This is a genomic window from Stenotrophomonas sp. YJH_SMC_12-1 (assembly GCF_059370935.1).
In genome coordinates this window covers 521,664-547,928 of record NZ_JCAFUD010000001.1, presented here as the reverse complement: position 1 = coordinate 547,928, position 26,265 = coordinate 521,664, and the positions used below count along the sequence as shown (strand labels likewise).

Annotated in this window: 21 protein-coding genes and 1 riboswitch; of the genes, 10 read left to right on the top strand and 11 right to left on the bottom strand. The window is 66.5% G+C overall.

Annotation, left to right across the window (positions count from 1 at the left end):
• Positions 1–48 precede the first annotated feature (48 nt).
• The 3 genes from AC5P8Y_RS02560 to AC5P8Y_RS02550 all read left to right on the top strand — a co-directional run bounded on the left by AC5P8Y_RS02560 (position 49) and on the right by AC5P8Y_RS02550 (position 2,735).
• On the top strand, positions 49–771 hold the full coding sequence (locus tag AC5P8Y_RS02560; protein ID WP_005410629.1) for a helix-turn-helix transcriptional regulator: 723 nt from the start codon (positions 49–51) through the stop codon (positions 769–771).
• 82 nt (positions 772–853) lie between these two features.
• Positions 854–2,221 carry an amino acid permease gene (locus tag AC5P8Y_RS02555; protein ID WP_005410628.1) on the top strand — a complete coding sequence of 456 codons (1,368 nt, stop codon included), beginning with the start codon at positions 854–856 and terminating at the stop codon, positions 2,219–2,221.
• A 103-nt stretch (positions 2,222–2,324) separates the two neighbouring features.
• A complete protein-coding gene (locus AC5P8Y_RS02550; protein WP_005410627.1) occupies positions 2,325–2,735 on the top strand; it encodes a VOC family protein in 411 nt (136 codons plus the stop codon).
• Positions 2,736–2,828: 93 nt separating this feature from the next.
• Here the strand turns inward: AC5P8Y_RS02550 and gcvP are convergent, their stop codons facing one another.
• A complete protein-coding gene (gcvP, locus tag AC5P8Y_RS02545; protein WP_111188344.1) occupies positions 2,829–5,696 on the bottom strand; it encodes an aminomethyl-transferring glycine dehydrogenase in 2,868 nt (955 codons plus the stop codon).
• Between the two features lie 62 nt (positions 5,697–5,758).
• Positions 5,759–5,861: riboswitch (glycine riboswitch) on the bottom strand.
• Between the two features lie 299 nt (positions 5,862–6,160).
• Between gcvP and AC5P8Y_RS02540 the strand changes: the two genes are divergently transcribed.
• From AC5P8Y_RS02540 to AC5P8Y_RS02530, 3 genes are all read left to right on the top strand, one after another.
• Positions 6,161–7,387, top strand: a complete 1,227-nt coding sequence (locus AC5P8Y_RS02540) for a multidrug effflux MFS transporter (protein ID WP_032966071.1) — start codon at positions 6,161–6,163, stop codon at positions 7,385–7,387.
• 140 nt (positions 7,388–7,527) lie between these two features.
• Positions 7,528–8,424 carry a siderophore-interacting protein gene (locus AC5P8Y_RS02535; RefSeq protein ID WP_049459388.1) on the top strand — a complete coding sequence of 299 codons (897 nt, stop codon included), beginning with the start codon at positions 7,528–7,530 and terminating at the stop codon, positions 8,422–8,424.
• Between the two features lie 68 nt (positions 8,425–8,492).
• Entirely contained in the window at positions 8,493–8,885 is a 393-nt protein-coding gene (locus AC5P8Y_RS02530; protein ID WP_005410623.1) for a hypothetical protein, read from the top strand.
• A 119-nt stretch (positions 8,886–9,004) separates the two neighbouring features.
• Here the strand turns inward: AC5P8Y_RS02530 and AC5P8Y_RS02525 are convergent, their stop codons facing one another.
• From AC5P8Y_RS02525 to AC5P8Y_RS02510, 4 genes are all read right to left on the bottom strand, one after another.
• Positions 9,005–10,969, bottom strand: coding sequence for a M2 family metallopeptidase (locus AC5P8Y_RS02525; RefSeq protein WP_033835369.1), 1,965 nt, complete (start codon positions 10,967–10,969; stop codon positions 9,005–9,007).
• Positions 10,970–11,625: 656 nt separating this feature from the next.
• A complete protein-coding gene (locus AC5P8Y_RS02520; RefSeq protein ID WP_111188437.1) occupies positions 11,626–13,275 on the bottom strand; it encodes a phosphoethanolamine transferase in 1,650 nt (549 codons plus the stop codon).
• Positions 13,272–14,024, bottom strand: a complete 753-nt coding sequence (locus AC5P8Y_RS02515) for a phosphatase PAP2 family protein (RefSeq protein WP_012480985.1) — start codon at positions 14,022–14,024, stop codon at positions 13,272–13,274. The genes AC5P8Y_RS02520 and AC5P8Y_RS02515 overlap by 4 nt, the downstream gene beginning before the upstream one ends.
• Before the next feature lie 111 nt (positions 14,025–14,135).
• Positions 14,136–15,839, bottom strand: a complete 1,704-nt coding sequence (locus tag AC5P8Y_RS02510) for an ArnT family glycosyltransferase (protein WP_049431415.1) — start codon at positions 15,837–15,839, stop codon at positions 14,136–14,138.
• 131 nt (positions 15,840–15,970) lie between these two features.
• On the opposite strand from AC5P8Y_RS02510, the gene AC5P8Y_RS02505 reads away from it, so the two are divergent.
• Together AC5P8Y_RS02505 and AC5P8Y_RS02500 are read left to right on the top strand one after the other, a co-directional pair.
• Positions 15,971–16,684 (top strand): response regulator transcription factor, encoded by a 714-nt coding sequence (locus AC5P8Y_RS02505; protein ID WP_005410617.1) that lies wholly within the window; start codon positions 15,971–15,973, stop codon positions 16,682–16,684.
• A complete protein-coding gene (locus tag AC5P8Y_RS02500) occupies positions 16,671–17,957 on the top strand; it encodes a sensor histidine kinase (protein ID WP_033834363.1) in 1,287 nt (428 codons plus the stop codon). Before AC5P8Y_RS02505 ends, AC5P8Y_RS02500 begins: the two co-directional genes overlap by 14 nt.
• Before the next feature lie 86 nt (positions 17,958–18,043).
• Here the strand turns inward: AC5P8Y_RS02500 and AC5P8Y_RS02495 are convergent, their stop codons facing one another.
• Complete coding sequence (locus tag AC5P8Y_RS02495) at positions 18,044–18,433, bottom strand: VOC family protein (RefSeq protein WP_049431409.1); 390 nt, start codon at positions 18,431–18,433, stop codon at positions 18,044–18,046.
• Positions 18,434–18,560: 127 nt separating this feature from the next.
• Here AC5P8Y_RS02495 and AC5P8Y_RS02490 point away from each other — a divergent pair, with 127 nt between their 5' ends.
• Entirely contained in the window at positions 18,561–19,811 is a 1,251-nt protein-coding gene (locus AC5P8Y_RS02490) for a DUF819 family protein (protein WP_005410614.1), read from the top strand.
• Between the two features lie 351 nt (positions 19,812–20,162).
• Here the strand turns inward: AC5P8Y_RS02490 and AC5P8Y_RS02485 are convergent, their stop codons facing one another.
• Both AC5P8Y_RS02485 and AC5P8Y_RS02480 read right to left on the bottom strand, forming a co-directional pair.
• Positions 20,163–20,387, bottom strand: coding sequence for a YbdD/YjiX family protein (locus AC5P8Y_RS02485; RefSeq protein WP_005410613.1), 225 nt, complete (start codon positions 20,385–20,387; stop codon positions 20,163–20,165).
• Complete coding sequence (locus AC5P8Y_RS02480) at positions 20,387–22,468, bottom strand: carbon starvation CstA family protein (protein ID WP_005410612.1); 2,082 nt, start codon at positions 22,466–22,468, stop codon at positions 20,387–20,389. The genes AC5P8Y_RS02485 and AC5P8Y_RS02480 overlap by 1 nt, the downstream gene beginning before the upstream one ends.
• 215 nt (positions 22,469–22,683) lie before the next feature.
• Between AC5P8Y_RS02480 and AC5P8Y_RS02475 the strand changes: the two genes are divergently transcribed.
• Entirely contained in the window at positions 22,684–23,535 is an 852-nt protein-coding gene (locus AC5P8Y_RS02475; RefSeq protein WP_111188439.1) for a pirin family protein, read from the top strand.
• A 128-nt stretch (positions 23,536–23,663) separates the two neighbouring features.
• Here AC5P8Y_RS02475 and AC5P8Y_RS02470 read toward each other — a convergent pair whose 3' ends face one another.
• The 3 genes from AC5P8Y_RS02470 to AC5P8Y_RS02460 form a co-directional block, all read right to left on the bottom strand.
• Positions 23,664–24,122: a hypothetical protein gene (locus AC5P8Y_RS02470; RefSeq protein ID WP_005410610.1), complete on the bottom strand. Its 459-nt coding sequence runs from the start codon at positions 24,120–24,122 to the stop codon at positions 23,664–23,666.
• Between the two features lie 195 nt (positions 24,123–24,317).
• Positions 24,318–25,037 (bottom strand): aquaporin Z, encoded by a 720-nt coding sequence (gene aqpZ / locus AC5P8Y_RS02465; RefSeq protein ID WP_005414195.1) that lies wholly within the window; start codon positions 25,035–25,037, stop codon positions 24,318–24,320.
• A gap of 121 nt (positions 25,038–25,158) precedes the next feature.
• Positions 25,159–26,022 (bottom strand): pirin family protein, encoded by an 864-nt coding sequence (locus tag AC5P8Y_RS02460; protein ID WP_005410608.1) that lies wholly within the window; start codon positions 26,020–26,022, stop codon positions 25,159–25,161.
• Positions 26,023–26,265: the final 243 nt, after the last annotated feature.

The following is a 26,265-nucleotide window of genomic DNA, read 5'->3' as shown; positions in this document are numbered from 1 at the left end:
GGCAAAGGTGAACGTACAGGCAAAAGCAGGCTCGGGTATGCTTGCTCCATGCGAGTCGAGCCCGCCGACATCGAAGCCCTGTTCGACGCCATCCCGGATGTGCTGTTCTTCATCAAGGACCTTCAGGGGCGTTACACCCACGTCAACCAGACCATGCTGCGGCGGCTGGGCCTGCGCGCCCGCAAGGACGTGATCGGACGTACCGCGGCGGAGATCTACCCGACCGGGCTGAGCGCCGACTACGTGGACCAGGACGCCCGCGTGCTGGCCGGTGAGGTGATCGAGAACCTGATGGAGCTGCACCTGTTCGCCAACCGCGAACCGGGCTGGTGCCTGACCTGCAAGCGTCCGCTGGTGGTCGATGGGGCCATCGAGGGCCTGATCGGCATTTCCCGCGACCTTGGCCAGAAGGACAGTCTGGGTACCCAGTACGAGCAGCTGCGGCTGGCGCTGGCCCACCTCAACGCGCACTACGCCGAGAACGTGCGCATGCAGACCCTGCTGGACATCACCGGCTTTTCGCTGTCCAAGCTGGAGCGCAGCTTCCGCAAGGTGTTCCAGATGACCCCGCAGCAGGTGCTGACCCGGCTGCGGATCCAGATGGCCATGCACCTGCTGCACGGTGACGAGAGCATCGCCAGCATCGGCCAGGCCTGCGGTTTCAGCGACCAGAGCGCCTTTACCCGCAAGTTCAAGGCTGAAACCGGTTTCTCGCCGCGTGCCTACCGCGCCCGTATTGGTGGCAGTGTCGGAGAGCCGGCACTGGCCTGAGCCGCCTGCTGCGCTGTGCCTATCCCCGCGGGCATGGGACAGGGTAAGGTGTCGCCCCTGTAGCCCGCCGCCAGCCCTGCCGATGCCCAACTCGATTCCGACCGCTTCACCGTCCCGCCTCGGACATTCGCTCAAGCCCCGCCAGCTGATCATGATGGGCCTGGGCAGCGCCATCGGCGCCGGCCTGTTCCTCGGCTCGGGCGTGGGTGTGCAGGCGGCCGGTCCGGCGGTCCTGGTGTCGTATCTGGTCGCCGGCGCGCTGGTGATCATCGTGATGAACGCTCTGGGCGAAATGGCGGCGGCCAAACCGACCAGCGGCGCGTTCTCGGTCTATGCCGCCGATGCCATGGGCGCCACCGCCGGTGCCACCGTCGGCTGGTTGTGGTGGGTGCAGCTTGTGATCGTGATCGCCGCCGAGGCGGTGGGAGCGGCCGGTCTGCTGGCCACCGTCTGGCCAGCAGTACCTGTACCGATGGCGGCGCTGGCCTTCATGCTGTTCTTCACCGCGATCAACCTGCTCGGGGTGAAGAACTTCGGCGAGTTCGAATTCTGGTTCGCCATCCTCAAGGTGGCGGCGATCCTGGCCTTCATCGCCATCGGCGTGGCGCTGCTGATGGGCTGGCTGCCGCAGGTGACCTCGCCGGGCCTGAGCAACTTCACCGAGCATGGTGGCTTCGCGCCGAAGGGCCTGGCCGGTATTGGCGCTGCACTGCTGGTTGTCGTTTTTGCCTTCGGTGGCACCGAGATCGTGGCCGTTGCGGCGGCGGAGACCGAAGATCCGGAACGCAGCATCGCCCGTGCCATCCGCACCGTGGCGTGGCGCATCCTGGTGTTCTATATCGGCTCGCTGAGCGTGATCATCGCCGTCGTACCGTGGACCAGCGAAGCGTTGAAGTCGCCGTTCGCCGCCGTGCTGGACATTGCCCGTATTCCGGGCGCCGGCACCGCCATCACCCTGATCGCGGTGATCGCGCTGCTGTCGGCACTTAATGCCAACCTCTACGGCGCCTCGCGCATGATGTATTCACTGGCGCAGCGCCGCGAAGCCCCGGCCGTGCTGGGCTGGACCGATCCGCGCCAGGTGCCGGTGATTGCCGTGCTGGCCAGCGTGCTGTTCGGTTTCGCCGCCACGGTGATGGAGCTGCTGTTCCCGGACCGGGTGCTGCCGGTGCTGCTGAACATCGTCGGTTCCACCTGCCTGCTGGTGTGGACGCTGTCGCTGGTGTCGCAGCTGGTGCTGCGCCGCCGCGCGGATCGCCTGGGTACCCGGCTGCCGTTCCGCATGGCCGGCTTCCCGTGGCTGACCTGCTGCGCGCTGGCGATCCTGGCACTGATCTTCGGCCTGCTGCTGAGCGAGTCGCACACCCGCCTGCAGTTCCTGTCGATGGTGGCGCTGACCGCCACCATCGCCGCCGGCAGCGCCATCGCGCGGCGCATGCGCGAGGCGTGACTGAAGCTGCCGGCCAGCGGCCGGCACTACCACGGAGGCTGCACATCCGCCGTGCCATCCTGATCGTGTGGGCCGTCATCGGCCCGTCGACCGGGAGTACCGCATGCTGCGCAGTCGCCCCTTCCTGATGTTTACCGGCCAGGCCGAGGCCGCCCTGGCCCTGTACGCCGAGGCCTTCGCCGATTTCCGCCTGCTGGCAATGCAGCGCCATCCGGACGGCGCCGGTGCCGGCGTGCCCGGGCAGGTCCGACAGGCCATCTTCCTGCTCGGTGGCACCCACTACCTGTGCTTTGACAGCCTGGACGTGCACGATTTCACCTTCAGCCCGTCGATCTCGCTGTTCGTCGAGTGCTCCGGCGCCGAGCAGTTCGAGCGCGCCGCGCGCGTGCTGGGCGAGGGCGGCCACTGGCTGATGCCGGTGGGCGACTATGACTTCAGCAACCGCTACGGCTGGGTGCAGGATCGCTTCGGCGTGTCGTGGCAGTTGAGCCTGGGGCAGATGCCGGACCCGTGATCGGGATTACCGTGGGTGTGGACCCTGGTCCACCCGCCCTCATGAAAACGGCCCGCTTGCGCGGGCCGTTCTCTTTACCGATGCCGCGAGGAATCAAGCCTCGACTTCATCATCCTTGTAGGCATCGACCGGGATGCAGGCGCACATCACGTTCTTGTCGCCGTACACGTTGTCGACGCGCGCCACCGGCGGCCAGTACTTGCTCTGCTTCAGGCTGGCCAGCGGGAAGGCAGCCAGTTCGCGCGGGTAGGCGTGGGTCCACTCGCTGGCGGTCACCGCGGTGGCGGTGTGCGGCGCGTTCTTCAGCGGGTTGTCCTCGCGGTCCAGGCGGCCGTCTTCGATCGCGGTGATCTCCTCGCGGATCTGGATCATCGCGTCGATGAAGCGGTCCAGCTCGTGCAGCGATTCGCTCTCGGTCGGTTCGACCATCAGCGTGCCGGCCACCGGGAAGCTCAGGGTCGGGGCGTGGAAGCCGAAGTCGATCAGGCGCTTGGCGACGTCCTCGGCGCCGATGCCGCTGGTCTTCTCCAGCGGGCGTACGTCGAGGATGCACTCGTGTGCCACCAGGCCGTTGCGGCCGGTGTACAGGGTCTTGAAGTGCGGGGCCAGGCGCTTGGCGATGTAGTTGGCGTTGAGCTGCGCGACCTGGGTGGCCTTGCGCAGGCCTTCGCGGCCCATCATCGCGATGTACATCCAGCTGATCGGCAGGATCGAGGCGCTGCCGAAGCTGGCGGCGCTGACCATGCCGACCGGGCCGTTGTCACCCAGCTTGCCCGGCAGGAACGGGGCCAGGTGTTCCTTGACCGCGCACGGGCCGACGCCCGGGCCGCCGCCGCCGTGCGGGATGCAGAAGGTCTTGTGCAGGTTCAGGTGCGAAACGTCCGAACCCCACTTGCCGGGCTTGGCCACGCCGACCAGGGCGTTCATGTTGGCGCCGTCGGTGTACACCTGGCCGCCGTGCTGGTGGATGATCTCGCAGATCTCGACCACCTCTTCCTCGAACACGCCGTGCGTGGACGGGTAGGTCATCATGATCGCGGCCAGGCGGTCGCTGTACTTCTCGGCGTTGAGGCGGATGTCTTCCACATCGACGTTGCCGTTGGCATCGGTCTTGGTGACCACCACCTTCATGCCGCACATCTGCGCCGAGGCCGGGTTGGTGCCGTGCGCCGAATCCGGGATCAGGCAGATGTCGCGGTGGCCTTCGCCGCGCGAGCGGTGGTATGCCCGGATCGCCAGCAGGCCGGCGTACTCGCCCTGTGCGCCGGAGTTCGGCTGCAGGCTGACCGCGTCGTAGCCGGTGCATTCGACCAGCATCGCTTCCAGCGAGTCGATCAGTTCCTTGTAGCCCAGTGCCTGGTCGGCCGGCACCAGCGGATGGATCTGCGAGAACTCCGGCCAGGTCACCGGGATCATCTCGGCGGTGGCGTTGAGCTTCATCGTGCACGAGCCCAGCGGGATCATCGTGCGGTCCATCGCCAGGTCCTTGTCGGCCAGCGAACGCAGGTAGCGCAGCAGTTCGTGCTCGCTGTGGTGGGTGTTGAACACCGGATGGGTCAGGAACGCGGACTGGCGCAGCAGGCCGGCCGGCAGCGCATCGGCGGTGCTGGCATCCAGCGCCTCGACGTCGGCCTGCGCGCCGAACACGGCGGCCAGCGCGACCACGTCGGCACGGGTGGCGGTCTCGTCCAGGCTGATGCCGACCGAGTCGCTGTCGATCGCGCGCAGGTTGTAACCGGCGGCACGGGCGCTGGCGTGGATCTCATCGGCATGCACGCCGGTGACATGCAGGGTGTCGAAGAAGTCGCCACCGACCTGCACGCCGGCATTGCGCAGCGCTGCGGCCAGGATCGAGGCCAGTCGATGGGTGCGGCGGGCAATGCGGGTCAGGCCTTCCGGGCCGTGGTAAACGGCGTACATCGAGGCCATCACCGCCAGCAGCACCTGCGCGGTACAGATGTTGGAGGTGGCCTTCTCGCGGCGGATGTGCTGTTCGCGGGTCTGCAGGGTCAGGCGGTAGGCCGGGTTGCCCTGGGCATCGATCGAAACGCCGATCAGGCGGCCCGGCATCGAGCGCTTGTAGGCGTCACGGCAGGCCATGAAGGCGGCGTGCGGGCCACCGAAGCCGAACGGCACGCCGAAACGCTGGCTGTTGCCGACAACGATGTCCGCGCCCCATTCGCCCGGGGCAGCCAGCAGGGTCAGGGCCAGCAGGTCGGTGGCCACGGCCACCAGGCCGCCGCGTGCGTGCACGGCATCGACCAGCGCCTTGTAGTCGCCGACCTGGCCAAAGGTGTCCGGATACTGCAGCAGCAGGCCGAAGGCTTCTGCTTCCAGCGCTTCGGCCGGGGCGCCGACGCGCAGCACGATGCCCATGGGCTCGGCGCGGGTACGCAGCAGTTCCAGGGTCTGCGGGTGCACGGCGTCGTGCACGAAGAAGGTGTCCGACTTCGACTTGGCCGAACGCTTGGCCAGGGTCATCGCTTCGGCGGCGGCGGTGGCTTCGTCCAGCAGCGAGGCGTTGGCGATTTCCATGCCGGTCAGGTCGGCGCACAGGGTCTGGAAGTTGATCAGCGCTTCCATGCGGCCCTGCGAGATTTCCGCCTGGTACGGGGTGTAGGCGGTGTACCACGCCGGGTTTTCCAGGATGTTGCGCAGGATCACGTTCGGCGTGTGGGTACCGTAGTAACCCTGGCCGATGAAGCTGCGCAGCACGGTGTTCTTGTCGGCGATCGCACGGATCTTCGCCAGTGCCTGCACTTCGGTCATCGACTCCGGCAGTGCCAGCGGTGCCGGCGACTTGATCTTGGCCGGCACGATGGCGTCGGTCATCGCATCCAGCGACGCGTGGCCGACGACGTCGAGCATCTGCGCGATCTCGGCGTCGTTGGGGCCGATGTGGCGCTCGACGAACGCGTTGTGGTGCTCGAGCTCACGCAGGGAAGGGGTGTTCTGGGACATGGCGAAGGATCCGTCAGGAAAGGGCACACGCACGGGCACAAGCCGCCGGTCGGCGGTCTGCGGGGCGCCCCTCTGTCCTTTTGCCTGAGAGTTTAAAAGCGCGGCGGACCGCAGCTTCGTGCCCCTTCGGCGCCGGATCGAACCGGTCTCTCCAGAGTTGTGTTACGGGTGGTATCGGGCCTGAGCGATTACGGGCGTTGCGCCTTCGGCAGCGGTGTTCCGCTTCTCCCACCGTGTTGCCCGCCGATTATAGCCCGTTGCGGGCGCGGCGGCCGCCTTCGGTCCTGGAGGCCGCGCCTGAATGGCCGATGGCCCGTCCGTGCGTTTTGTGCACTGCTGCATGGCATCAGGTGCAATCCCCACCTATGATGGGCGGATACCCGAATTCATCTGGCGCCGTCCCTGCTGCAGGGGACCGGCGCCCGCCGTGCGTGCCGCGCATGGCCCTGCCGGACGCCTTTCCCATGACCGCCGCTGTTGCTCCCTCCACCCGCCGCATGGCCCTGCTGCTCGCCGGCCTGGCCATGTTCGGTCCGTTCTCGATCGACACCATCTTCCCGGCGTTCCCGCAGCTGGCCCAGCGCCTGGCGGTGGACGAGGTGGCGGTGCAGCAGACCATCAGCGTGTATCTGCTGTTCTACGGCCTGATGAGCCTTGCGCACGGCCCGCTGTCCGATGCCTGGGGCCGCAAGCGGGTGATCCTCGGTGGCCTGGTGGTGTTCGTCGGCGCTTCGGTCGGCTGCGCGCTGTCCACCGACCTGACCACGCTGCTGGCGTTCCGTGCGCTGCAGGGCCTGTCAGCAGGCGTCGGCATGATCGTCGGCCGCGCGGTGATCCGCGACCTGTACCACGGACACGACGCGCAGCGTCTGATGAGCCAGGTATCGATGCTGTTCGGCATCGCTCCGGCCATCGCACCGATCATTGGCGGCTGGATCCTGCTCAGTGGCGCCGGCTGGCCACTGATTTTCTGGTTCCTGGTGGTGTTTGCGCTGCTCCTGCTGGCGGCCACTGCACGCTACCTGCCGGAAACCCATCCGGTGGAGGCACGGGTGCCGTTGTCGCCGCGCGTGCTGCTGCGTGATTACGTGCGCATCGGTTTCAACCCGCGGTTTCTGCGCCTGGCGCTGGCCGGCAGCATCGGTTTCGGCGGCATTTTCCTGTACATCTCCTCGGCGCCGGTGTTCGTGATGCAGCACCTGCATCTGGGCGAGGGTGGTTTTGCCTGGCTGTTCATCCCCACCATCGGCGGCATGACCACCGGCTCGTTCCTGTCCGGGCGCATGGCCGGGCACACCACGCCCACCCGCCAGGTGTCCATTGGTTTCGGCCTGTGTGCGCTGTCGGTGCTGCTGAATGTCGGCTACGTGGCGCTGTCGCCACAGTTCGTGCTGCCATGGGCGGTACTGCCGATCTTCCTGGGCGGCATGGGCATGGCATTGATCTTCCCGATCCTGGCGCTGGCGGTGCTGGACATGTACCCGCACCAGCGCGGCCTGGCCTCGTCGCTGCAGGCCTTCGTGCAGCTGATGATCAGCACGGTGGTGGCCGGCGTGGTGTCGCCGCTGCTCAGTGCCAGCCCGCTGCACCTGGCGCTGGGGCAGGCCGCGTTCTTCGCCGCCGGCTTCGTGTTCTGGTACTGGGAACACCAGCGTGAACGCGCGGCACAGGCGGCCTGCACGGGCCATTGAGCAGCGCGCAGGGGTAGGGCCGGCCGCTTTGCCCGCAACGCTTGCGAAGAGGAACGACCGGACTAGGCTGGGCACTCCAGCCAGCCGGTGCGTGGATGCACGACAGCCAGCCAATCCGATGTCGTTGCATGAGGTTCCCCATGGCTGCGCAGCAGACCTACCGCCTGTTCGAGGTGGCGCTGAAGGAGCGCCGCGTTCTTTCCCCTTCCCTTGACCGCATGGTGTTCACCGGTGCCGACGTGGCGCGGATGAAGACCGAAGGCCCTGACCAGCGCATCAAGGTGTTCTTCCCCTTGCCCGGCCAGGAGGTGCCGCAGGTCCCCAGCGGTGAAGACTGGTACCCACGCTACCGGGCCCTGCCGGACGACAAGCGCCCGCCGATGCGTACCTACACCATCCGCCAGTTGCGCGCCGAGCAGGGCGAGGTCGACGTCGATTTCGTCATCCATGGCGAAACCGGCCCCGCCTCGCGCTGGGCCATGCACGCCCGCCCAGGCGACCGTGTAGTGCTGCTGGCCCCGGACGCCGACTGTGCCGAGAGCAGCGAGGGCTGGGAGTGGAAGCCACCGGCCGGTGTCGGCCAGGTGCTGCTGGTGGCCGATGAAACCGCGTTGCCTGCGGTGGCCGGCATCCTCGAGGAACTGGCGGCCATGGTCGACCCACCGCGCACGCTGGCGCTGCTGGAGGTGGCGCAGGCCGGTGATGCGGTGCACCTGAAGGCGCCCTCCAGCGCCGAGCTGGTCTGGCTGCCGCGCGGGCAGGCCGCCTACGGACAGCGGTTGCTGCAGGCGGTCCAGGCGCGGTTGGCAGCGACCTCGGGCGTGACTGCCGGCGATGCGCTGGAGGAGATCGACGTCGATACGCAGATCCTCTGGGAGCAGGCCGATACCCGGGTGGCCGGGCCGCTGTACGCCTGGGTGGCGGGCGAGGCGGGGGCCGTGATGGCGATCCGTCGCCATCTGGTGCGCGATTGCGGGCTGGACCGCCGCGCGATCACCTTCATGGGCTACTGGCGGCACGGCAAAGTGCTGGACTGAGGGGTGTGAAGCGGTGCTGCGGGCGGGGTGCGCTATCCTTGCGCCCCCCTTCGCAGCGGTACCGCACCATGTCCACCAGCTCCAAGACCCGCCGCGACCAGCGCCGTCGCCAGGAAAAGCAGGCCGCCAACAAGGCCGCCGCGCAGGCCTCGCCGGTGGAGCCGCATGCGGAACTGCGCGATGCACAGCGCACCCTGCTGGCCGGTGTCGTGCGCCGCGACGGCGAATGGGTGCTGGGCATGGATGGCCGCATTGCCGGCCACAGCGAAAGCGCCGCACAGGTGCTGGCGCTGATCATGCAGGCCGGTGAGCTGCACGAACGCAACGGCACGCCGGTGCGCCTGATGTACTCCGATGCACTGCGCGATGCCGCACAGGCCGAAGCCAGGGAGAAGGGCCAGACCTTCGAGGAATTCAAGGCCGAGCTGGCCGCAGCGATGGCCGCGAAGAAGAACAGCTGACTGCTGTTTCGGTAGAGCCGGCCGCTGGCCGGCTGCCCGTTGGGTCTTCATCGCGTAGTTGCCGGCCAGCGGCCGGCACTACCGGAAAGGGACGGATCCTCGCGGACCCGCCCCTTTTTTCATTTTGCCGCCGGGGCCGCGTTGGCCTGCCAGCCGCACATCTGGCCTTCGTTCTGCTGCTTCAGCCACTCGTTGACCGGGGTGAAGTACTCGATCATCGGGCCGGCATCGAGCTTGTCGGTACCGGTCAGCTCCTTCAGCGTGGCCTGCCACGGCTGGCTGGCACCCTTGCTCAGCATCGCCCAGTACTTCTGGCCGGCTTCCTTGTTGCCGTAGAAGGTGCACTCATGCAGCGGGCCCTTGTAGCCGGCCGCATCGCACAGGCCCTTGTAGAACTGGAACTGCAGGATGCGCGCCAGGAAGTAGCGGGTGTACGGGGTGTTGCCCGGCACGTGGTACTTCGCGCCCGGATCGAAGAACTCTTCGCCACGGGTGCTGGCCGGCGCCACGCCCTGGTACTTGGCCTTCAGGTCCCACCACGCCTTGTTGTAGTTGTCGGCAGTGATCGAGCCATCGAACACGCCCCAGCGCCAGCGGTCGATCATCAGCCCGAACGGCAGGAACGACACGCCTGACAGCGCCATGCGCATCTGGTTGTTGATGACCGCCTCGCGGCTTTCGGTCGGCGCATCGACCAGGCCGATCGAGCTGAGGTACTTGGGCGTCATCGCCAGCACGATGGTGTCGCCGATCGCTTCGTGGAAGCCATCGTTGGCACCGCCCTGGAACAGCGGTGGCAGCGGGTTGTAGGCCAGGTCGTAATAGATGTGGCCCAGCTCGTGGTAGATGGTGGTGAAGTTCTCTTCGTTCGGCTTGATGCACATCTTGGTGCGCACGTCGCCTTCCATGTTCATGTCCCAGGCACTGGCGTGGCAGACCACGTCGCGGTCGTCAGGCTTGATGAACTGGGTCTTTTCCCAGTAGGACTGCGGCAGCGACGGCATGCCCAGCGACACGTAGAAGTCCTGCGCGCGCTCGGTCATCTGCTTGGCGGTACGCAGTTCGGCCTCGCGCTGCGCCTTGTACTGCGCGGCCACGTTGGCATCCTTGCCGGCCTTGGCCAGCGCCGCGCTCAGGTTGGTCTGGTACTGCTTTTCCAGCGCCGCGGTGATGTCCAGGCTGCCGGCGCCCGGGTACGGTTCCAGCTGGTCCCACAGGTTCGACCAGTCCTGCTGCCACATGTTGCCCAGCAGGTGCGCGGCGATCAGGCCATTGCCCACTTCGGCCTTGTCCTTGCCATAGGTCTTGTCCAGCTTGCCGCGCGCGTAGCAGTGCAGCTGCTCGTACATCGGCTTGACCTGTTCCCACAGGCGGTCGGTTTCCGGGCCGATCTGCTCCGGCGGCATGTCGTAGCCGCTGCGCCACATCTGGCCGGCATCGGTGAAGCCCATGCCCTTGGCGCCTTCGTTCACCAGGCCGACGAACTTCTGGTAGTCGCCGCGCATGCTCTTGGTGGTGCTGTGCCAGCCCTGCCAGGCGTCAAGCTGCTTGTCGTAGTCGCGGCTGCGCGCCAGTACCTGTTCCAGCTCGCCCAGCTGGCGGCAGGAGTTCGGATCGTTGGCGTCGGTGCAGTACTTGCCAGCGCCGTAGCTGCCTTCCATGCGGGTGGCGATCTGGGTCAGCTCGGCCAGCTTGGCCGGATCGCGCGGCGCCGGCATCGAGGACATCAGTTTCAGCAGGTGGATCGCACGCTTGCTGTCCTCGCTCATCGGCTTGCCGTCGAACTTGGCGGCCTGCTCGATCCAGCTGTTGAGCTGGGTCAGCGAGCGCTCGTTGGCCTTGGCCGCGATGCGTTCGGAATCACTGTTGATGTAGGTGGAAGACAGCCACTGCGCCGAGGTCATCTCCGGGTAGGCGGCCTTGAATTCGGCATTGATGCGGGCCACGAACTGGTCGGCGGTTTCGCCGGCCGGGGCGCTGCTGCTGGCGGTATCGGTGCCTGGGGCAGCTTCCTTTTTGCAGGCGGCCAGGGCCAGCGTGGCGGCGGCGATTGCCGAGGCCAGCAGGAGATGACGGTGTTTCACGGGCGGTCCTTGGGTGGTGAACGACGGCCGAAGGCTAGTGGGCCGTCGCTGCCACCGCAAGTGGCGGAAGTCGGCCGGGCGGCGCCCGGCACCCGCAGAGGCCTTCAAGCAACGGCAAAGGCCGAAGCAACAGCAACAGCGGACTGTCCGTGGTTTGGCGGGGCGGTGTTGGAGTGCGGGGACGCCGCAAGTACGTCCTTGTAGGCTTGGCAGCCGCATCCATGCGGCTGACACCCCGCACTCCGACACCGCCCCACCTCCGACAGATTCCATGTGCTGTCGGTAGGTGTCGACCTTGGTCGACACATCTGTCAGATATCGAATGAGTCATCCACGCATGGCGTGGATCTACTGTGTCGACCAAGGTCGACACCCACCAGGGCAATGCGTCGTTCCAACAGATCGCGGAAATCTGTCGAAGGCGGGGTGGGTCCGGTTGCGGGGGCGTGAGCCGCATGGATGCGGCGACCGAGCTTACATGGACGTACTTGCAGCGTCCCCCGCAACCGGACCCACCCCGCCAATCCACGGAATGCCAGCTTTTGCTTTTGCTTTTGCTGTTGCTGTTGCTGTTGCTGTTGCTGTTGCTGTCGAGGCTGCCGGCCAGCGGCCGGCACTACCGCGGGTGCAGGGCTGCAAGCCCTGCCGAACAACCCTCAACCTTCGCAGTTGGCGAACAGGTCGCGATCGCGCTCATACAGCGAGGTCTTCACCTGCATCAGGCCCAGCACCGACGGGAACAGGTTGTCGTGGTCGGTATACGCCGCCGAACGCTTGCGCACGCACTGCAGGTCCAACCCACGGCTGCTGGCAAAGCCCGGCGAGAACCATATCGTCATCGGTACGCGGGTCTGCTCGGCCGGAGCGATCGCATACGGCACGCCATGCAGGAACAGGCCCTTCTCGCCCAGCGATTCACCATGGTCGGACAGGTAGATCATCGCCGTGTCGTAATCCTGCATGCCCTGCAGGGTGCCGATGGTCTTGCTCAGGAAATGATCGGTGTACAACACCGCGTTGTCATAGCTGTTGGTGATCTCTTCGCGAGAGCAACGGCCGATGTCACGGGTGTCGCAGGTTGGCTTGAAGCGCGCGAAGGCTGCCGGGTAACGCTCGAAGTAGGCCGGACCGTGGTTGCCCAGCTGGTGCAGCACCACCACGCGGTCACCGGGCTTGGCACGCACCTGGGTGGCCAGGTCCTGCAGCAGGATCTCGTCCATGCAGCGGCCATCGGCGCACAGCCCCGGCGTGGTCGCATCGGACAGCGACTGGAACTCCAGCCCTTCGCAGACGCCCTTGCAGCCGGACTGGTTGTCACGCCACAACGGTGCGATGCCGGCGCGGTTCAGCACGTGCAGCAGCGACTGGTGTGCACGGATCTTCTTTTCATCGTAGTCGTGACGTCCCCACGGCGAGAACAGGCACGGCAGCGACACTTCGGTGCTGGTGCCGCAGGAGTGCATGTCGGGGAAGTTGATCACCGGTGCCTGGGCCAACTCCGGGGTGGTGTTGCGGCCACCGTTGAGCCCCCAGTTCTGCGCGCGCACGGTTTCGCCCATGACGATCACCAGCAGGCGCGGCTTGCTGGCCGGGGCGCGTGGCGTGGCCTTGGCGTCGGTGCCGATCGGCAGCTTCGGCGCGCGCTGCACCGGGTTGTCGCCACGCAGCGCGCGCGGCATACCGAGCAGCACGTTGGCCGGGGTGGCGAGATAGCGTACTTCGCGCTGGTTGCGCATCAGCGCCGAGATATCCTGGAACGAGATCAGCGCACCGCCAACTGCGGTCGCCGCCGCCACGACCAGGAAGCCGAGTCGCCACAGCAGGCTGCGGCCCCAACTGCGTCGGCGCAGCTGCACGCGCCACAGCACCACCATCGGCAGCACGGCCAGCAGCAGCACCGGCCACAGCAGCGATACGGTCATCAGCTCGCGGCTCTCCTTGGGGTCGGTCGCCAGCACGTTGCGCAGCATGTCCGCATCCAGATAGATGTGGTAGCGGCTCATGTAGTGCGCAGCGAACGCCGTCACCAGCAGCAACAGGCTGATTACCACTTTGGCATTCCAGCGCCAGACCAGGATGCCCAGCAGCACGCCGTGTGCACCCAGCAGCAACAGCAGCAGCGAAAGCGCGTAACGCAGGCTGCCTGGATGGCTGGCCATCGCGCTGTGCCAGAACAGGCCGTTGCCGGCCACCGCGAAGAACAGGCTGGTCAGCGCGATCAGTGCTTCCGTGGAGAGCTGCGGCCGCCAGTTGCGAAGACCCGCAAGGGCGGGGAGGCGGGCGGGGCGTTGGACCGATGCACTCATGCGTTTGCCTCCTGGCGGTGGGGACGGTCCAGCTGACGGTGGATCAGAACATACAGGCCCAACGAAAGCAGCCAACATATCAACGCGGTGGCAATGTCATGCGAAAGGAAATGGGCGCCCCGCAACTGCTGGCTGATCCCGAACACCAGGCCGGTGCCGAGGCCGATCCAGAGCCCGGTCCAGCGCCAGGACGGCCGCCACAGCAACGCGAAGAAGTACAGGCAGAGCCACGCATAGCCTGCGCTGGCGTGGCCTGCCGGGAAGCAGGCCTGTGCCGGCATGCCTTCCGGGCGCAGGGTGAACAGACCGATGAAAGGCTGGTGGCCACCGTAGCGCAGCAGGTCCCACGGGCATTCCATCGGCACCAGCGACTTCAGCAGGGAGATCACGCCGGTGCCCAGTGCCATGGCAATTACGACATAAAGCAGCGCCCATTGCAGGGTGCGATCGCGACCCTTACGCCAGTGGTGGAAGCACAGCAGGATCACGACCAGCGCCGCCGCCGTGCTCAACCATTTGCCCGCCTTGTGCACGACGCTGCGGGTGATCCAGGCGTCCTGCAGCGCCCAGTGGCTGCCTTCAAGACGGAACAGGTGATCGGCCACCCATTGATCGCCGCCGAAGCCCATCAGCAGCGTAAACAACGGCAGACCGATTGCGACAGGCAGCCAGAGGTGAGTTACGGCAAATCGAGACGCCAGTGGTGATGTCGCAAGCGGCGCTACCGAATCAAGGGGACGGACGGGCATGCTGGGAAGGGGCGGTTCGGGAATCCGCAGTCATGCTCGTCACCTGGATGTCGGAGAAGGGTCGGATGCTCGTTCGTGCCGGGTTAATGTTCGTCCGGCACGTGTCAACGTTCAGTCTTCTTCGGCGGTCGATCCTGTCCGCTCGGCGTGGCACTCCGGGTTCCATGCGGTACCGGGAAGCAGTTGCCAACGATTCCTGTTGGCAACACCGATGTCGATCACTTTGGCCGGGTCCACGCAGGGGCTCATCGCATCGTCCAGCACCAGCAGCCAGCGCTTGTCCGGCGCCTCAGCGAGCCAAGGGCCGGCGTCATGCCATTGCTCTGCCCAGGGCCGCTTGAAGCCGAATTCGCGTACCGGGCGGTCGGCCTGCAGGAGGTTCTGCTCGCGCCAGGCCACCAGCGCCAGTTCGGCATCCGGTCCGATCCGCGCGCCGACCCGGCGCATCAGCGCTGACGCCGATGCATAGGGATCCAGCGCAGGGATCAGTACCAGGCCGTAGAGCATCCACAGCATGCCGTGGGTCAGCAGCACCAGCGTCGCCGCGCGGCGCACCCGCAACCACACGATCAGCGTGGCCAGCGCGATGGCGAAGGTCAGCAGGCCATCGCCCAGCACCGGCAGCAGGGTATCGGGCATGGCGCGGCGTTCCAGCTGGGCCACCGCCCAAGCGTGTTCGGTCAGCAGCATCACGCCCAGCGTGCCAGTGGCCAGCATCAGCACCACGCTGTAGCCGAACAGGTAGCGGCGAACGCACAGGCGGCGCAGCAGGCCGGGCAGCAGCGGGGCTACGGCCAGCGCCATCGCCGGCAACATCGGCAGCAGGTACACCTCGCGCTTGCCCGGGCTGGCGCTGAAGAACACCAGTACCAGCACGGCCCAGCCCAGCAGCAGCCACTGGCGGCGGTCGCCACGGCGGATACGGCGCCACCAGGGCTTGAACAGCATCGGCAGCAGCAGGCTGCCCGGCAGCCACAGGGTAAGGATCACCTGCAGGTAATACCAGGCGGGCTGCCGGTGGTGCCACGCATTGGCATAACGGGTGCCGGTCTGCTTGAACAGCAGCTCGTGCGCATAAGCCTGCAGTTCGGCACTGGGCGTGTGCAGCAGGGCCCAGCCCAGCGGCGCCAGCCACACCCCGACACCCAGCAGGAAGGCCGGGATCAGCCAGAGCAGGGTTGCCGGATGCGGACCCTCCACCGTGCGTCCGCGGCGGCGCTGGTACAGCCACCAGCCGAACCAGGGCAGCACCATTAGCAGCGGCAGGAAACCCACGCCCTTGGTCACCGTGCCGACGCCTGCGGCGAAGCCGGCCAGCCACAGGGCAGGCAGGTTGCGGCGTTCACACAGATGACGCATCAGGCCCCAGAGGGCCACGGTGGTCATGCCCACCAGCACCATGTCGATCTGCGCGCGCTTGGCCATCAGCCCGAACTGCAGGGTGCAGAACAGCGCAGCGACGGCGTAGATGGAATGTCGTGGCGACCATAGCCGCCGCGCCAGGTCCGACACCAGCCACAGGCTGAGCAGGGCGCCCAGCAACGACGGCAGCAGGAAGGACCACTGCCAGCTGCCGACGATCTCGTAGGCGGCGGCCTGCAGCCACATGAAGACGGGTGGCTTCTCCGCATACAGTTCCACGCCGCGGTGCGGCAGCAGCCATTGCCCGCTCTCGACCATGGTCCGGGCCGCCAGCACGAAGCGCGGCTCGTCCGGCGGCTGCGGCTGCCGAAGGCCGATCCCCGCTGCCAGCGCAGCAATGATCAGCAGCCACAACAGGGGCAGGCGCCAACGGCGGGGCAGGGCTACGGGCACGGCAGGCTCCGGGAGCAAAACGGCCATTCTGAGGTGGCGGGGGTGGGAAAAGCGTCAGAGCGGCGCCGGGGCGACCGCATTCCGACATGTGCGGCGCTACCATGGTACGAACTTCCGTGGATGTTTCGTGCATGCGTCTGTTGGTGATCGAGGACAACCGCCAGCTGGTGGCCAACCTGTTCGACTATTTCGAGTCGCGCGGGCATGTGCTCGACGTGGCGCCGGATGGCATCACCGGACTGCACCTGGCCGGGAGCCATCCGTATGACGCCGTCATCCTGGACTGGATGCTGCCGCGCATGGAGGGCCCGGAGGTGCTGCGCCGGCTGCGCGCCGAGCATGCATCGGAAGTGCCGGTGATCATGCTGACCGCGCGTGACGAGCTGCCGGACAAGATTGCCGGCTTCCGCGCCGGCGCCGACGACTACCTGACCAAGCCGTTCGCACTCCCGGAGCTGGAGGTGCGGCTGGAAGCGCTGCTGCTGCGTGCGCAGGGACGCAACCCGCGCAAGCGCCTGCAGGTGGGCGATCTGGTCCTGGATCTGGCCACCCTGGAAGCCCAGCGCGGCACCCAGGTGCTGCACCTGTACCCGGCCTGCCGCAAGCTGCTGGAAGTGCTCATGCGCGCCAGCCCCGGCGCGGTGACCCGCCAGCAGCTGGAATTCGCTCTGTGGGGCGACGAACCGCCGGATGGCGACCTGCTGCGTTCGCATGTCTACGAGCTGCGCCGCAGTGTGGACGGACCGTTCGCCGAGAAACTGATCCATACCCTGCCGCGGGTGGGTTACCGCTTGGCCGTGACCACGCCCAGCGATGCCGGCAAGGATGATGATGAAGGCGAGTAAGCCGGGGCCGTTGTACCGGCGCGTGGTGTGGTGGTTGCTGGGCTATCTGGCGCTGCTGTCGATCGCGGTGTTCAGCGTCGGCAACTACGTGCATGAACATGCAGAGCACGCTGCCTGGCGCGCGCTGCTCAATTCCGAACTGGACAGCATCGTCGAGCACACCGAGCACGAGCCGCACTATCGCTGGCAGGACTCTGACACGCTCAGCCTGTTCCGCTTCGATGAAGGCAACATGCCGGAAAGCGTGCGCATGCTGCACCCGGGGCTGCATGACGGGGTGCCGATCAAGGGGCGGCAGACTGCGGTGATGGTGCGTGACACCGGCTCGATGGGGCGGGTGGCGCTGGCGCTGGACATTTCCGACTTCCATGACCTGGAACAGTTCGCCACGCGCTGGGTGATGCTGGCCGGGGTGATCATGATCTTCGTCACCGTGCTGATGGCGTCGTTCGGCATGGAACGCATGGTGCGCCCGTTGAGCCTGCTGGCGCAGCACATCGCCGCGCTGCGGCCGGGGGTCCAGGGCCAGCGCATCGAGGTCGACCCGCGCGGCAGTTCCGAGCTGCACACCATTGCCGATGCACTGAACGACTATCTGGACCGCAACGAGCAGTTTGTGGAACGCGAGCGGGTGTTCATCAGCACCGCCAGCCACGAGCTGCGCACGCCGATTGCGGTGATGACCGGTGCCGCAGAGCTGGCACTGGAACAGCCGGGCCTGCCCGAGCGCGCGCGCCAGCAGATGCAACGCGTGCTGCGCACCGCGCAGAGCGTGGAGCAGCTGATCGAACTGCTGCTGGTGCTGGCGCGTGACCCGGCGCGCCTGGCCGCACGCGCCGAGCGCATCGCCCTGGACCAGCTGCTGCCGGAAATCGTCGACGACCATCGTCACCTGCTCGGTGACAAGGACCTGAGCATCGGCATCCAGGCGGCCCCGGTGGATATTGTCGCGCCGCTGGCCGTCGTGCAGGCCGCGATCGGCAACCTGCTGCGCAATGCCATCGAGAACAGTGGGCGTGGCCACATTGAGTTGCGCCTGAGCTCGTCGGCGGTGCTGACCCTGCAGGATCCGGGACATGGCATGAGCCCGGAGGAGATTGCGGCGATCCACGCGCGGATGGCCCGTGGCGAGCGCGCCGACCGTGGCGGCGGCATCGGCCTGGACCTGATCGCCCGGCTCTGCGAGCACCTTGGCTGGACCCTGCAGCTGCAGCCCTGCGAGCCGCGTGGCACGCGCGCCACGCTCGATTTCAGCGCTTCACGTCCGGCCTGAACCGGCCGTCCTGGTAGATGCCAACCTTGGCTGGCATGCTGCCCGTCGACCAAGGTCGACGCCTGCCCACGCAATGTCCGTTCGCATTACCGGCCGTTCGGCCGCGCCACATGCTGGTCGATCAGGATCACATTGCCGTCGGGATCGGCCAACTGCAGGTAGCCGGTGCCCCGGCCATGAGGGTCGGTACGCACCGCCAGTTCAATGCCCTTCGCATCCAGTTCCGCCTGCAGTTCACGTACATCCTGGAAGTGGGGCAGTTCCTGCTTGTGCTGGTCCCAGCCCGGGTTGAAGGTGAGCAGGTTGCCCTCGAACATGCCCTGGAACAGGCCGATGACAACGCCGTTGTTGCGCATCACCAGCCAGTTCTGCGCCGGCTCGCCACCGGTCACCGAGAAGCCCAGTGCTTCGTAGAAGCTGCGGGAGGCCGGCAGGTCCCTGACCGAGAGGCTGACGGAGAAGGCGCCGAGCTGCATGGGAGTGGCTCCGGGAGAGGGCAGCCGGCAGTGCAGCATGACCCGGCGTGAAGACAATGTTAATCTCGGGGTGCGCCGCTTCATGCGGCGCTTTTTTTTCCCGCTCTTTCGATCGACAGAGGATCCCATGCCGACCGAACCCGCTACTGCCCTGATCAGCAACGACATCGTTGGCCTGGGCCTGATTGCCGCCACCCTGGCCCTGATCTTCTGGGCTGCAAGTGGCCCGACCCCGTTGTTGAAGAAGATCTTCGCCTGGGTGCCGGCGCTGCTGCTGTGCTACTTCGTCCCCGCCATCTACAACACCGCCGGTGTCATCGACGGCCACAACACCTCGCTGTACAACCCGGTCGCGCGTGACGTGCTGCTGCCGGCCGCGCTGGTCCTGCTGACCTTGTCGATCGACCTCAAGGGTATTGCCAAGCTCGGCCCGAAACTGCTGATCGTGTTCTGCGCCGGTACCGCCGGCATCATGCTCGGCGCCATCGTCTCGTTCCAGCTGATGAAGCTGATCCACCCCGAAACCGTGGCCGGTGATACCTGGGCCGGCATGGCGGCGCTGGCCGGCAGCTGGATCGGCGGCGGCGCCAACATGGTGGCCATGCGCGAAGTGTTCGGCACCGATGCCACCACCTTCGGCCAGTTCGCGGTGGTCGACGTGGCCTGCGCCAGCCTGTGGATGGCCATCCTGCTGTTCCTGGCCAACCGCGCGCAGCAGATCGATACCCGCAACGGTGCCGATACCCGTGCCATCGATGAGATGAAGGCGCGCATCAGTGCCTACGAGGCGCAGAACGCCCGCATTCCCAGCATGACCGACCTGATGGTGATCGTCGGCGTGGCACTGGGCGGCGTCGGCCTGGCCCATGCCATCGCCGCGCCGCTGGCGGGCTGGTTCAAGGCCAATGTCAGCTGGGCCAGCCAGTTCAGCCTGGACAGCCAGTTCGTGTGGGTGATCCTGCTGTCGACAGCGATGGGCCTGGGCCTGAGCTTCACCCGTGCGCGCCGGCTGGAAGCTGCGGGCGCTTCGCGGCTGGGCACGGTGTTCCTGTACTTCCTGATCGCCTGCATCGGCATGCAGATGAACCTGCTGTCGCTGCTGGACCGGCCGTGGCTGTTCCTGCTCGGCGCGATCTGGATGGCCACGCATGTGCTGGTGCTGTGGGTGGTGGCCAAGCTGCTGCGCGCGCCGCTGTTTTTCTTCGCGATCGGTTCGCAGGGCAACATCGGCGCAGCCGCTTCGGCCCCCGTGGTGGCCGCGGCGTTCCATCCGACGCTGGCTCCGGTGGGCGTGCTGCTGGGCACGGTGGGCTACGCCACCGGCACCGGGCTGGCCTATGTCACTGGCCTGATCCTGAAGTGGATGGCCAACGGTTGAGTCCGGGCCGCCCCGGCGTCATGCCTGCGTAGATCCACGCCATGCGCGGATGCATTTCATGGGCCTCCATGAACATGGAAGGGGTCAGATCCGTTTCCCGGAGGAAACGGATCTGACCCCTGATGCATCTCGCCGTCACCGGAAATCTGTCGAAGGTGGGGTGGTGTCGGATGGCGGGGTGTCCGCGGCATGGATGCCGCGGCCAAGCCCCCAGGGATGGGTTTACGGCGTCCCCGCCATCCGACACCACCTCGCCAAGCACACAGAAACCCAGAGCCGACGCCTCAGCTGTTGCCGTTGCTCCGGCCTCTGCGGGCGCCGGGCTGCAAGCCCGGCACCCACCCTGGAACCTCAACAGCAGCGACCACCGTTGCGTCCGCCGTAGCGCGCTTCCTGGCGCTCGCGGAAGAACGTCTTGTAATCCATCGGCTCCTGGTCCGGATGCTTTTCCAGCATGTGCCGGACGTAGTTGTCGTAATCAGGAATGCCACAGCACAGTCGGGCGGTCTGCACCAGGCGCCGCCAGATGCGGCGGTGTGCCTGGTACTGGCCGGCGGGAACCAGTTGCGTGCTCATCACAGATCCACCATTTCATGCGGCTTCAGCGCCACGTACGGGGTCTCGCGGTCGCTGCGCTGAGGATTGCGGCGGGCCGCCAGGATGGTCTTGATCGAATACACCAGCACTGCGCCCACCACCAGCAGGAACAGCGCGGTCAGGCCGGTGTTGACGTAGGCGTTGACCACGATCTGCTTCATCTGCGCCACCGATTTGGCCGGTGCCGTGATGGTGTCGCTGGCGAGGGCGGCCTGGAACTTGTGTGCCTGGGCCAGGAAGCCCTGCGCCGGATTGCTGTCGAAGATCTTGATGAAGCCGGCGTAGGTGGTGCAGATCAGCAGCCAGATGGCCGGCACGGCCGTCACCCACGCATAGCGGTCACGCTTCATCTTGAACAGCACCACCGTGCCCAGCATCAGCGCGATACCCGCCAGCATCTGGTTGGAGATGCCGAACAGCGGCCACAGCGTCTGGATGCCACCGAACGGATCGACCACGCCGGTGTAGAGCAGGTAGCCCCACAGCGCCACGCAGCCGGCGGTACCGATGATGTTGGCGGTCCACGATTCGGTCTTCTTCAGGGCCGGCACGAAGTTGCCCAGCAGGTCCTGCAGCATGAAGCGACCGGCACGGGTGCCAGCGTCGACTGCCGTGAGGATGAACAACGCTTCGAACAGGATCGCGAAGTGGTACCAGAACGCCATCATCGCGTCGCTGCCACTGGGAATCGCTTCGTGCAGGATCTGCGCGATGCCCACCGCCAGTGTCGGTGCGCCACCTGCGCGATGCAGGATGGTCGGTTCACCAATGGCCGCCGCGGTCGCGGTCAGCTGCTCGGGCGTGATGGTGAAGCCCCAGGTGTTGGTGATGTAGTGCGCCGCCGAGGCCGCATCGGCACCGATCACCGCCGCCGGGCTGTTCATCGCGAAGTAGATGCCCGGATCGATGATCGAGGCCGCCACCAGCGCCATCACCGCCACGAACGATTCCATCAGCATGCCGCCGTAGCCGATGTAGCGCATGTGCGCTTCATTGGCCAGCAGCTTCGGCGTGGTGCCGGAGGAAATCAACGCGTGGAAGCCGGAGACCGCACCGCAGGCGATGGTGATGAACAGGAACGGGAACATGCCGCCCTTCCATACGGGGCCATCACCACTGGCAGCGAACTGGGTCAGCGCCGGCATCTTCAGTTCCGGCATCACAATCAGGATGCCGACGGCCAGTGCGATGATGGTGCCGATCTTGAGGAAGGTCGACAGGTAATCGCGGGGGGCCAGCAGCAGCCACACCGGCAGCACCGAGGCGACGAAGCCGTAACCGATCAGCATCCAGGTGATCTGGGTGCCGGTGAAGGTGAAGGCCGGGCCCCAGACCGGATCGGCGGCGACCTTGCCGCCGTACCAGATCGCGGCCAGCAGCAGGATCAGGCCGACCACCGAAATCTCGCCGATCCTGCCGGGGCGGATGTAGCGCATGTACACGCCCATCAGGATTGCGATGGGCATCGTCGCGATCACCGTGAACATGCCCCACGGGCTTTCGGCCAGCGCCTTGACCACCACCATCGCCAGCACCGCCAGGATGATGATCATGATCAGGAACGCACCGAACAGCGCGATGGTGCCGGGCACCTGGCCCATCTCTTCCCGCACAAGATCGCCCAGGGAGCGGCCGTTGCGGCGGCTGGACAGGAACAAGACCATGAAGTCCTGCACCGCGCCGGCCAGCACCACGCCCACCACCAGCCACAGCAGGCCGGGCAGGTAGCCCATCTGTGCGGCCAGCACCGGTCCCACCAGCGGGCCGGCACCGGCAATGGCGGCGAAATGGTGACCGAACAGCACGTGCTTGTTGGTCGGCACGTAGTCCAGGCCATCGTTGTTGATCACCGCCGGGGTGGCCCGGGTCGGATCCAGCTGCATCACCTTGTTGGCGATGAACAGGCTGTAGAAGCGGTAGGCCACCAGGTACAGCGAAACGGCGGCGACGACGATCCACAGGGCATTGATGTGTTCGCCGCGGCGCAGGGCCACGGTGCCCAGACAGAAGGCGCCGAGCAGGGCGAGTACCGCCCAGCCTATTTTGGAAAACCCTTTCATGAGGTGCTCTCTCCCGGAAAGACAGTCAAAGAGTCCCGCGTGCCCTCGGCAGGGTCAATTGGCACAGGACGAATCGGCGGTAGTACTTTGGTCGTACGCTTGTTGTGCTGACATGCAGCGAACATCAGGGATGGAACAATCGGTTGCGGCGCCGTCCATTGGCGTGCGGCCATGTGGCGTCCATCTTCAGTGGCATCCATCCAACAGGAGTCGCCATGAGCTTTCCCGAACCGGTCCGCGTACTGCGGACCATCCGTGGCATGCCCACCTCCGACGGTGCCGGCGTGCGCCTGACCCGCGTCATCGGCGGCCCGACGCTGCCTGACCTGGACCCGTTCCTGCTGCTCGATGAATTCGGCACCGACCGTGCCGAGGACTACATCGCCGGCTTCCCGGAGCATCCGCATCGCGGTTTCGAGACCGTCACCTACATGCTCGACGGGCGCATGCGGCATCGCGACAACCACGGCAACGAGGGCCTGCTTACCCCGGGCAGCGTGCAGTGGATGACCGCAGGCCGTGGCCTGGTGCATTCGGAAATGCCCGAGCAGGAAAGCGGTCAGATGCGCGGCTTCCAGCTGTGGGTGAACCTGCCGGCGAAAGAGAAGATGACCGAGCCGAAGTACCAGGAGTTCGCGCCCGAGCGCATTCCCGTGGTGCGGCCGGACGCCGGCGTGGAAGTGAAGGTGATCGCCGGCAACGTGGATGGCACGCAGGGCCCGATCGTGCAGCCGGCCACCGATCCGCTGTACCTGGACATCACGCTGGCCCCGGATCGCGCCTGGACCTATGCCTTGCCGGAAGGGCACAACGCCTTCGCGTATGTGTTCGAAGGTGCGGTGACGGTGGGTGAGCTGGACGCGGCGCGCGACGTCACCCGCCAGGAACTGGCGGTGCTGGGCGGTGGCGAGCAGCTGCATCTGTCGGCCGGCAGCGAGGGTGCGCGGCTGATCCTGGTGGCTGGTCGTCCGTTGCGAGAACCGGTGATGCGCCATGGCCCGTTCGTGATGAACACGCGGCAGGAACTGATGCAGGCCTTCGTCGATTTCCAGGAAGGCAAGTTCTGAGGCGGTGCCGGCCGTTGGCCGGCAACTGCCTGCGGTCACGGCGGATCGAGGTGCCGGCCAGCGGCCGGCACTACCGTCAGGTCGGCTCGCATTGCGGGGATGCTGCAAGGCAGTCATCCCCGCCATCGTCAGTTCCCGGCAGCCACGGCCGACGGGGTCAGGCTCATCCCCTGCGCCAGCTGTTGCAGCGAACCCAGTTCCTGCGCGCTGTCCGGATACAGCGAAATCTGCGCGTAACGCCCTTTGTCGAGCTTGACCACGCTGATGCGGCGCTCGGCATAACCGGGCGGCTGCTGGCCTCCCAGATCGGGCTGGTACCAGTACAGTGATTCACCGCCGAAGCTGCCCTTTTCGTGGCGCAGCGAGCGGTTCAATGGAAGGTTGGGATCGCGTGCACTGAGCATCAGGCTCAGTACCTCGCGGCCATCGCTGGTGCTGGCGCGGCAGACCAGGAAATCGGCCTGTGCCTGCTGTTGCCACTGCAGGCCGCTGTTGGCCGGCAATGAAGGACATTCGGTGGGAGCCTGCGCGGCGGCCTGGGCCGCAGCGAACAGCAGGCTCGACAACACTACAGGCGCGAACTTCATGCATCCCCCAAGGTGGTGTGTCGTGGCTCCGTCGGATGGACCGGCGGCCTTGGCATCCCATCCCCGGATGCCCCGCCGGCCGGCATGTGCACGGACGGTCAACTCAACCTTAACGGAACGTGAGCGATCGCACAAATTGCGGTTACAAGCGTAACCATTGCGGCCGAAGGTCAGCCGCAATGGTCCGCACAGGCCTCAGCGGTCGTTGCCGAGCCACTTGTAGATGATGCCGCCGATCGCACCGCCCAGCAGCGGGGCGACCCAGAACAGCCACAGCTGGCTGACCGCCCCGCTGCCGGCGAAGAAGGCCACGGCGGTGGAGCGGGCCGGATTCACCGAGGTGTTGGTGACCGGGATGCTGATCAGATGGATCAGGGTCAGCGACAGGCCGATCGCCAGCGGCGCGAAGCCAGCCGGTGCCTTGCCGTGGGTGGCGCCCATGATCACGATCAGGAACACGGCGGTCAGCACCACTTCGCACAGGAAGGCCGCCGCCACGCTGTAACCGCCGGGCGACAGCGCACCATAGCCATTGCTGGCGAACGCACCGGCCTGGCTGCCGTCGATGGCGAAGCCGCTGGCCCCCGAGGCGATCTGCAGCAGGATGAAGCCGGCCAGCAGGCCACCAGCCACCTGGGCGATGATGTACGGCACCAGGTCCTTGGTCGGGAAGCGGCCACCGGCCCACAGGCCGACGCTGACCGCCGGATTGAAGTGCGCGCCGGAGATATGGCCGAACGCATAGGCGCCGGTCACCACGGTCAGGCCGAAGGCGAGCGCCACGCCGAGGAACCCGATGCCCAGCGGATTGCTGTCACCGCCGAACTTGGCGGCCAGCACCGCACTGCCGCAGCCACCCAGAACCAGCCAGAACGTGCCGAGGAATTCGGCGGACAAGCGTTTACCCATGCTCATGTGTTGCACTCCTTTGACGGTCGAAAGTGTGATTTATGTCACATTTCAATGATCAGCGGGTGACTGTAGCGTCAACGCCGGGGGCAGGCATACACCTTCGGATGTGTGCAACACGCGATGTTCAGTACTGCGGCAGCGGGATGAATTCCTTGTCGTCGCCTGGAATGGTCCCGAAGCGGCCGGCCTCCCAATCGTGCTTGGCCTGCTCGATGCGTTCCTTCGAGCTGGACACGAAGTTCCACCACAGGTGACGCGGGCCATCCAGCGGCTCGCCACCGAACAGCATCGCCTTCACCGGCGTCTTCGCGCGCAGGCGGCCGCGTGCGCCGGCCTCGGGAATCACCAGATGCTGTGCAGGGATGTCCACGCCATCCAGCTGTGCGTCGCCTTCGAGGATGTACAGCGCGCGCTCGCGGTGGCCGTCGTCGATATCGATCTCCGCATCCGGGTCGAGATCGATTGCCACGTTGAGGGTGTCGGCGAACACCTTCACCGGCGATTCCTCGCCATAGGCGCGGCCGGCGATGACGCGCAGCCAGGCACCGTTGCGGCGCTGCTCGGGCAACGTAGCCGCGGCGTGGTGGTAGAACGCCGGTTCGATTTCCTCGTGCGATTTCGGCAGCGCCACCCAGGTCTGCATGCCGTGGATCGGGTTGTCGTGATCGCGGTCCGGTTGCGGCGTACGTTCGGAATGGGCGATGCCGCGGCCAGCGGTCATCCAGTTGACGTCTCCGGGGCGGATCACCTGGTCCGAACCGAGTGTGTCGCGATGGCCGATGGCGCCCGACCACAGATAGGTGACGGTGGCCAGGCCGATATGCGGATGCGGGCGCACGTCGATGGCCGTGCCGGGATGCATGAGCGCCGGGCCCATCTGGTCGACGAACACGAACGAGCCGATGCTGCGCGCCTGCAGGGTGGGGACGGCGCGACGGACTTCGAGTCCGCCGATGTCGTGCACGCGCGGGGCGATGATGGTGGTCATGCGGGCGTTCTCGCTGGCAGGGATCAGGTGATCAGCATCGCATGCGGCTGTGACGGGCACATGCCCCGTATGGGTAACAGGGTGTTCCAGCCAACGGCGCAGCCCCTCGTGGCTGTGGGGTTGGTCGCGTAAAGCAAAAGCCGCGCTTGGCCGGGCGGGGTGGGTTCGCGGGGGACGCCGTGAATCCGTCCGTGGAGGCTTGGCCGCGGCATCCATGCCGCGGACACCCCCGCGAATCCACCC

Bases quoted from the DNA above. Each gene is read 5' to 3' on its own strand.
- AC5P8Y_RS02560 (WP_005410629.1), top strand. From the start codon at position 49: ATGCGAGTCGAGCCCGCCGACATCGAAGCCCTGTTCGACGCCATCCCG.
- gcvP (WP_111188344.1), bottom strand. From the start codon at position 5,696: ATGTCCCAGAACACCCCTTCCCTGCGTGAGCTCGAGCACCACAACGCG.
- AC5P8Y_RS02500 (WP_033834363.1), top strand. From the start codon at position 16,671: ATGAAGGCGAGTAAGCCGGGGCCGTTGTACCGGCGCGTGGTGTGGTGG.
- AC5P8Y_RS02490 (WP_005410614.1), top strand. From the start codon at position 18,561: ATGCCGACCGAACCCGCTACTGCCCTGATCAGCAACGACATCGTTGGC.
- AC5P8Y_RS02495 (WP_049431409.1), bottom strand. From the start codon at position 18,433: ATGCAGCTCGGCGCCTTCTCCGTCAGCCTCTCGGTCAGGGACCTGCCG.
- AC5P8Y_RS02515 (WP_012480985.1), bottom strand. From the start codon at position 14,024: ATGCCCGTCCGTCCCCTTGATTCGGTAGCGCCGCTTGCGACATCACCA.
- AC5P8Y_RS02550 (WP_005410627.1), top strand. From the start codon at position 2,325: ATGCTGCGCAGTCGCCCCTTCCTGATGTTTACCGGCCAGGCCGAGGCC.
- AC5P8Y_RS02485 (WP_005410613.1), bottom strand. From the start codon at position 20,387: ATGAGCACGCAACTGGTTCCCGCCGGCCAGTACCAGGCACACCGCCGC.
- AC5P8Y_RS02460 (WP_005410608.1), bottom strand. From the start codon at position 26,022: ATGACCACCATCATCGCCCCGCGCGTGCACGACATCGGCGGACTCGAA.
- AC5P8Y_RS02540 (WP_032966071.1), top strand. From the start codon at position 6,161: ATGACCGCCGCTGTTGCTCCCTCCACCCGCCGCATGGCCCTGCTGCTC.
- AC5P8Y_RS02480 (WP_005410612.1), bottom strand. From the start codon at position 22,468: ATGAAAGGGTTTTCCAAAATAGGCTGGGCGGTACTCGCCCTGCTCGGC.
- AC5P8Y_RS02530 (WP_005410623.1), top strand. From the start codon at position 8,493: ATGTCCACCAGCTCCAAGACCCGCCGCGACCAGCGCCGTCGCCAGGAA.
- AC5P8Y_RS02470 (WP_005410610.1), bottom strand. From the start codon at position 24,122: ATGAAGTTCGCGCCTGTAGTGTTGTCGAGCCTGCTGTTCGCTGCGGCC.
- AC5P8Y_RS02505 (WP_005410617.1), top strand. From the start codon at position 15,971: ATGCGTCTGTTGGTGATCGAGGACAACCGCCAGCTGGTGGCCAACCTG.
- AC5P8Y_RS02475 (WP_111188439.1), top strand. From the start codon at position 22,684: ATGAGCTTTCCCGAACCGGTCCGCGTACTGCGGACCATCCGTGGCATG.
- aqpZ (WP_005414195.1), bottom strand. From the start codon at position 25,037: ATGAGCATGGGTAAACGCTTGTCCGCCGAATTCCTCGGCACGTTCTGG.
- AC5P8Y_RS02520 (WP_111188437.1), bottom strand. From the start codon at position 13,275: ATGAGTGCATCGGTCCAACGCCCCGCCCGCCTCCCCGCCCTTGCGGGT.
- AC5P8Y_RS02535 (WP_049459388.1), top strand. From the start codon at position 7,528: ATGGCTGCGCAGCAGACCTACCGCCTGTTCGAGGTGGCGCTGAAGGAG.
- AC5P8Y_RS02555 (WP_005410628.1), top strand. From the start codon at position 854: ATGCCCAACTCGATTCCGACCGCTTCACCGTCCCGCCTCGGACATTCG.